General features: G+C 71.0%; 4 protein-coding genes and 1 pseudogene. 2 read left to right on the top strand and 3 right to left on the bottom strand.

Annotated features, from left to right (window positions below; genetic code table 11):
* From murJ to QZV72_RS05285, 3 genes and pseudogenes are all read right to left on the bottom strand, one after another.
* A partial coding sequence (gene murJ / locus QZV72_RS05295; RefSeq protein ID WP_297006040.1) for a murein biosynthesis integral membrane protein MurJ occupies positions 1 to 843 on the bottom strand: 843 nt, incomplete at its 3' end.
* On the bottom strand, positions 827 to 3,415 hold the full coding sequence (locus tag QZV72_RS05290; protein ID WP_297006038.1) for a hypothetical protein: 2,589 nt from the start codon (positions 3,413 to 3,415) through the stop codon (positions 827 to 829). The genes murJ and QZV72_RS05290, both read right to left, overlap by 17 nt.
* 8 nt (positions 3,416 to 3,423) lie before the next feature.
* Positions 3,424 to 3,927, bottom strand: a pseudogene (locus QZV72_RS05285) (NUDIX hydrolase); the annotation flags it as partial.
* Positions 3,928 to 4,067: 140 nt separating this feature from the next.
* On the opposite strand from QZV72_RS05285, the gene QZV72_RS05280 reads away from it, so the two are divergent.
* Both QZV72_RS05280 and QZV72_RS05275 read left to right on the top strand, forming a co-directional pair.
* Entirely contained in the window at positions 4,068 to 5,597 is a 1,530-nt protein-coding gene (locus QZV72_RS05280; RefSeq protein ID WP_297006036.1) for a CCA tRNA nucleotidyltransferase, read from the top strand.
* On the top strand, positions 5,594 to 6,270 hold a 677-nt coding region (locus QZV72_RS05275), incomplete at its 3' end, for an AzlC family ABC transporter permease (RefSeq protein WP_297006034.1). The genes QZV72_RS05280 and QZV72_RS05275, both read left to right, overlap by 4 nt.

The following is a 6,270-nucleotide window of genomic DNA, read 5'->3' as shown; positions in this document are numbered from 1 at the left end:
GTACGGCACCATGATCAGCGTCTGCGCGACGACACCTGCGGTGGTGCCCAGACCCAGCAGCATGATGTGCGGGTCGGTGATCGTCACCGAGTCATTCGGAGACAGCTTCGAGTCCCGCGGCAGCAGCCAGTACAGGCCGAGGACGCCGAGCGTCACCACGTTGTTGACCACCGGCGCCCACGCCCCGGGTTTGAAGTAGCCCTTCGTGTTGAGCACCGCCATCATCACCGCGAACATCGCGTAGAAGACGATCTGCGGCAGCACCAGGTAGGCGAAGGCCGTGGACATGCCCACATTGACCTTGCCGTCGGAGTCCAACGACATCCTCGTCAACAGTGGCGCGGCGAACACCGCCACGACCGTCACCGTGATCATCAGTGTGAAGGTCAGGGTGAACAGCCGCCTGACGAACGCCTCGCCCCGGTCCGGGTCCTCCTTCTCCGCGCGGACCAGCAGCGGGATCACCAGACTGGTGAGCACCGCTCCGAGCACCAGCTCGGTGATGAGGTTCGGCAGGGTGTTGGCGGTGTTGAACGCCGAGGCGATCGCGGGCCCCAGGGCGGAGCCGATCAGCACGGTGCGCAGGAAACCGGTGATGCGGCTCAGCAGTGTGGCGACCGCCATCGTGCCGGTCGTCTTGACGACCTCGGCGTCGCTCGGCCTCCCGTCGTGGCCGTCGGCCTCCCCGGCCGCGGGCGTTCCACCGGTGGACACCGCAGCCGGGGACGACGACGGCACCGGACGCCGCGCGGGCGTCGACGACGGCGAGCCCGCCGCGTGGAACCGGTGGCGCTGCCCGGACTTTTGGTCGGGGTCCTCGTGGGAATCAGTCACGTGCACCATCATCCTGTACTCGGCGGCTGTCTGGCGAACCGTCCCCGGCGCGCCGCCGTTTCCGGAGGGTCCGTGCGACGACGAAGATGAGGACGAGGCAGGCGGCGACCACACCGACCAGGCGCCAGTTCAGCCCGGGGACGGACGCCAACCTGATCGTCACCTCATCGGAGATACGCACGTCATCGGGGGTCGACAGATACAGTGTCAGGTCCGACTGCTCGGCCTCCGTCGGGATGGCGGAGGTCATCTGGAGGGTCACGCTGCCCTGGGCGGGGATCTGCTGCACGCCCGGCGTGTTCAGGGTGACGCCGGGCGCGCCGGCGTAGTGCACCCGCACCGATACCGGCAGCGGCAGACCGTTGCGGGCCACGACGATGAGCGGGGAGGAGTCGCTGGTGCGGGTGAAGACATTGCCCGGCGGCAGCAGCGACACCGAGGCCCGCAGCGCATAGGCCAGGCCGGTGACCCGGCCGGTGCGCTGCGCACCACTGTCACGCACCGCGGTGGCGTCCGACCGGACGCGGCGACCGGTGTCGCTCACGGCGCGCAGCAGGTCGTCGAACATCGGCCGGGTGAAGACCCGGCGGGTCAGGGTGATGCTCGGCACATCCTCCATGATGTTGGTGAGGTTGCGCAGGTGCCCGGCGACCTGGGCGACATTGCGGGCCGCCCCGTCATCGACCGGGGCCGGGTCGGCGTCGACGGTCGAGTCGTCGATGGTCACCGGTTCGGCGGGGGCGGACAGGGCGTCGCCGAAGGTCACCGGCCGGGCCGAACCGTCGGCGAAGTGTGTGCGCACCGCATCGAGGAAGGTCGCCGCGTCCGCCTGGTCCACCGACCACGCGGCCGGGGGGACGGCGAGGACCCGGCGGGTCGTGGCGCGTGAGGCGGCCAGCTCGCGGTCGAGGACGCCCACCGCCGCGGCCATGCGGGACGCAGCACCGTCGGCGGTGAGGTCCCGGCGCGACGGGGCGTCGGTGTACGCGGCCGTCTCGGGTCGCTGGCCGGTCGCGGCGAGCGCCGCACCGAGGGCTGCGGGGAACTGCAGGGTGCGCACCGTGGAACCCGGCAGGGTGCCGGTCGCGCTGCGGGCGGGCCCGTCTGTGCCTCCGGGGCCTCCGGGGTCTCCGGTGTCGGTCGTGCGCTCAGCGGGAACGAGTGTCGAGTCGGCGACGACGACGGTCGTCGGTGTCGTCGGTGTCGTTGGTGTGGTCGGTGCGGTCGGGGAGGTGTCCGCTGCGCCGGCGAAGAGCGGCAGGGCATCGGACTCGAGGTAGCCGGACCCGGGGATCTGCACTCCGGTGGCGGGCGTGACGTCGAGGACCTCCCCGATCACCGCGGCCCCGCGGTCGGTCATCTCCTCGGCGAGCCACGGGTCACCACCGGCGGCGACCGCGTTGATGTCCGCGTTCGCGTAGGGCAGCGGCACCACGCAGGCGTCCGTGACCAGGTCACGCAGGTCGTTGAGCCACGCGGTCGCGGCGTCCTCCCCGGTGCCCTTCGCCGCGGGGACGTCGTCGTCATGACGGTCCCAGCGGTCACGCAGCCGGGTCGGCTCCTTCACCGGGGAGGGCACCGAGGAACTCACCGTGTAGCCGTGGGTCATGCGCTCCACGGTCTCCAGCAGGTCCGGGTCCACCGCCAGGCACGACGCCGCCCGGATCTTCTCACCGTCGGTGCCGGTGGTGGCGGCACGCCAGGTGTCGAGCAGGCCACGTAGGCGGCCGCCCGCGGACAGTTCACCGGCGAGGGTCTCATCGGGCAGGTAGAGCTCGGCGGGGTCCGGGGCGTCCCCCACCTGGCCGGCGACGGCGACGGACGCCGAGGACAGCGGCCACAGGACGGTGAGGCCCGGGGTGGTGTCCGTGTCAGAGCCGGTGTCAGAGCCGGTGCCGGTGTCGGTATCGGTGTCGGCGTCGGGGCCGCCGGTGACCGTGAGGGTCGTGCGGGCCCCGGCGAGGAACGAGGTGTCGGCGTCGCCGAGGGTGCCGTTGAGGTTGAACAGCAGCGGGTGGACGCCGGGGCCGGTGATCCCCAGGCCCGGCAGCGTCACCTCGTCGTCCGGGGCCGACCCCGTGCCGTCGGAGCCGGTCCAGGTGTCCGACTGCCCCACCGGGACCCGCACCGTGATGTCCCGGGACTCCCCCGCCTGCAGTGTCAGGCCCGACGACACGAACTCCCCGACCCACGGGTACTCCCCCTGGTTCGCCAGCAGTGAGGTGGCCACCGCGTCCGGGGCGCCCACCGCGTCCGCGCTCTGCGCACGCAGCTCCAGGCCACCGAGCGTCCGGCCGGAATCGTTGGCGACGGAGACCACCACCTCCAGCTCACCGTCCCCGGGCAGCTGCGCCGCGGACTGCCCGGTGACCCGGGCCGTCACCCCGGACGCCGGATCGGCCGACCGGGCGTCAGGATTGGCCCACAGCAGGTCGGAGGCGGTCGGGGTGCCGTCCATCCCGTCCATCCCGTCGACCACGTCCTGCGCCGACGCCGGGGCGACCGGGGACAGCAGACACGCCCCCAGCGCCGCACTGGCGGCGAGGGGGATCAGGCGGGACAGCAGCCGGGGCAGACGCACACGACCACCTACCGCAGCGTCCGACGCCCGGCCTCCGCCTCGGCGCGGGCGAGGTCGGGCAGTCGGTCGAGGGCCTGCCGGGCGAGCTTGCGCTCGTCGGCGTAGGCCAGCTTCTCCACGAGATGGCTCACCGGCAGCCAGGCCACCTCGGTGACCTCCGGGTCCTCGTCGTTGAGCTCCCCGTCGACCACGCGGAGCAGATGGTGGTGCACCGTCTTGTGGATCCGCTTGCCCTCGGAGACGAACCAGTAGTCGATGGTGCCCAGCTCGGAGAAGACCTCACCGTGCACCCCGGTCTCCTCCCACACCTCGCGCTCGGCGGTGGTGTGCGCGTCCTCGGCGGCTTCGATATGCCCTTTCGGGATCGACCAGAGGAGGCGTCCGCGCCGGTCGAGACGGCCGATGAGGGCGACGTACATCTTCGACAGGTCCACGGAACCGTCGCCGCGGACCGCCTCGGGCATGCCGGAGAGCACCAGTCCACCGGCGCTCGTCTCGATCGACGTCGGCAGTTCATGGTGGTCACGCTGGTGAACCGGGCGCGCCGGGGACCGCCGGGGGTCCGGGATGCTTCGACGACGCCTCTGACTCATGGTTGACCAGCGTAGTGCCTGCGCCTGTGAAAAGGTGACCCGGCTGTACCATTGTGGGAATGCAACGCACCACCGGAACCATGCTCGCGACCGCGCAGGACGCCGTGAAAGTCCACGACCGGACCCTCACCGCCCTCGCCGGCGCCTTCGCCGCCCGTGGACACTCCCTGTTCCTCGTCGGTGGTTCGGTGCGGGACGCCCTGCTCGGCCGGCTCTCCCACGACCTTGACTTCACCACCGACGCGCGTCCCGACGTGGTCACGCAGATCCTCGACGAGGTGGCTTCCACCGTCTGGGACACCGGCATCGCCTTCGGCACCGTCTCCGGGCTCGTCGACGGCATGACCGTGGAGATCACCACCTTCCGTGCCGACCGGTACGACGGCGAGTCCCGCAACCCCGAGGTCACCTACGGCGACTCCCTGGAGGAGGACCTGGTGCGCCGCGACTTCCGCGGCAACGCCATCGCACTGGAACTGTCCCCGTCCGGCTCCCATGTGTTGCGCGACCCCCTGAACGGCCTCGACGACCTGGCCGACGGGGTGCTGGACACGCCGGCGGCACCGGAGCAGTCCTTCCACGACGACCCGCTGCGCATGCTCCGCGCCTGCCGCTTCGCCTCCCAGCTCGGCTTCGAGGTCGTGCCGCGGGTGCAGGACGCGATGACGCGGATGGCCGCCGAGATCGACCGGATCACCGTCGAACGGGTCGCTGCCGAGCTCGACAAGCTCATGCTCGGTGCGCGGCCGTGGACCGGCCTGGACCTCATGGTCGCCACCGGCATCGCCGCGCACGTCCTGCCCGAACTGCCCGCACTGCAGCTCACCCAGGACGAGCACCGGCAGCACAAGGACGTCTACGCACACTCCCTGCAGGTGCTGCGCAACGTCACAGAGCTGGAGGGGCGGCTGACCGAGGCACTTCCCGACGAGGACGCCGCGCAGCTGGAGCACCGGCGTCTCGTCCTGCGCTGGGCCGCCCTGCTGCACGACTGCGGCAAGCCCGCGACCCGCGCCTTCACCGAGTCCGGGGCGGTGACCTTCCACCACCACGAGGTCGTCGGCGCGCGGATGACCCGCAAGCGGCTCAAGGCACTGAAGTTCCCGAAGAAGACCACCGAGGAGATCGGCCAGCTCGTCTTCCTCCACATGCGCTTCCACGGCTACGGCGAGGGCGCGTGGACCGATTCCGCGGTGCGCCGGTACGTCACCGACGCCGGTGACCTCCTCCCCCAGCTTCAGCTCATCGTCCGGGCAGACTGCACCACGCGGAACAGGCGCAAGGCCGCGCGTCTGCAGCGGGTCTGCGACGACCTGGACGCCCGCATCGTGGAACTGAAGGAGAAGGAGGACCTCGCGGCGGTGCGTCCGGAACTCGACGGCAACGAGATCATGGAGATCCTCGGCCTCGCGCCGGGACCCGAGGTCGGTGAGGCCTGGAAGTTCCTCAGGGAACTGCGGCTCGACCGGGGGCCGATGGAGCACGACGAGGCCGTCACCGAGCTGAAGGCCTGGTGGGCAGGCCGGGACGCCGGGCAGTCCGGGCGGTCCGGGGAGTCCGGTGAATCCGGGGAGGCGACCGTTCGGTGAGGTCCGAGGTCGTCGACGAGGCCAGGGAAGGTCTCCGGGCGTCGTGGACGGTGGGGCTGGGGCTCCTGCCGCTGGGTCTGGCTTTCGGCCTGCTGGTCAGCCAGTCCGGGTTCGCCTGGTGGTGGGCACCCGTCTTCAGCTTCGTCATCTACGCCGGCTCCATGGAGTTCCTGGCGATCTCCCTGGTCACCGCTGGTGTGGCTCCGCTGTCGGCGGCGGTGACCGGGTTCCTGGTGAACTTCCGGCACATCTTCTACGGGCTGAGCTACCCGGTGAAGGCCGTCACGTCACCGGTGGCGAAAACCTACGGGATCTACGCGCTGACCGACGAGACCTACGCGATCCTGTCCTCACGGCCGGGCGCGTCGTGGACGCAGGCCCGGGTGATGGCGGTGCAGGTGTTCTGCCAGGCGGCCTGGGTGCTGCCGGGCATCGTCGGTGCGCTGGTCGGTGCGGCGTTGCCGATGGACATCGAGGGGCTCGACTTCGCACTGACCGCCCTGTTCGTGGTGCTGGCGATCGAGGCGATGTCCACGCGGCGTGACGTGCTGCTGCCGGTCATCGCCGTGGTCTCCGGGGTGGTGGGACTGCTCATCAGCGGGGACCAGATGCTGCTGATCGGCCTGTCGGTGTACTTCGCCTTCCTCGTCGGACGGTTCCTGTGGGACCGGCG

Source organism: uncultured Corynebacterium sp. (genome assembly GCF_902782855.1).
Lineage (GTDB): Bacteria > Actinomycetota > Actinomycetes > Mycobacteriales > Mycobacteriaceae > Corynebacterium.
The sequence above is the reverse complement of the archived record's forward strand: the minus strand, read 5'-3'. Positions and strand labels throughout refer to the sequence as shown.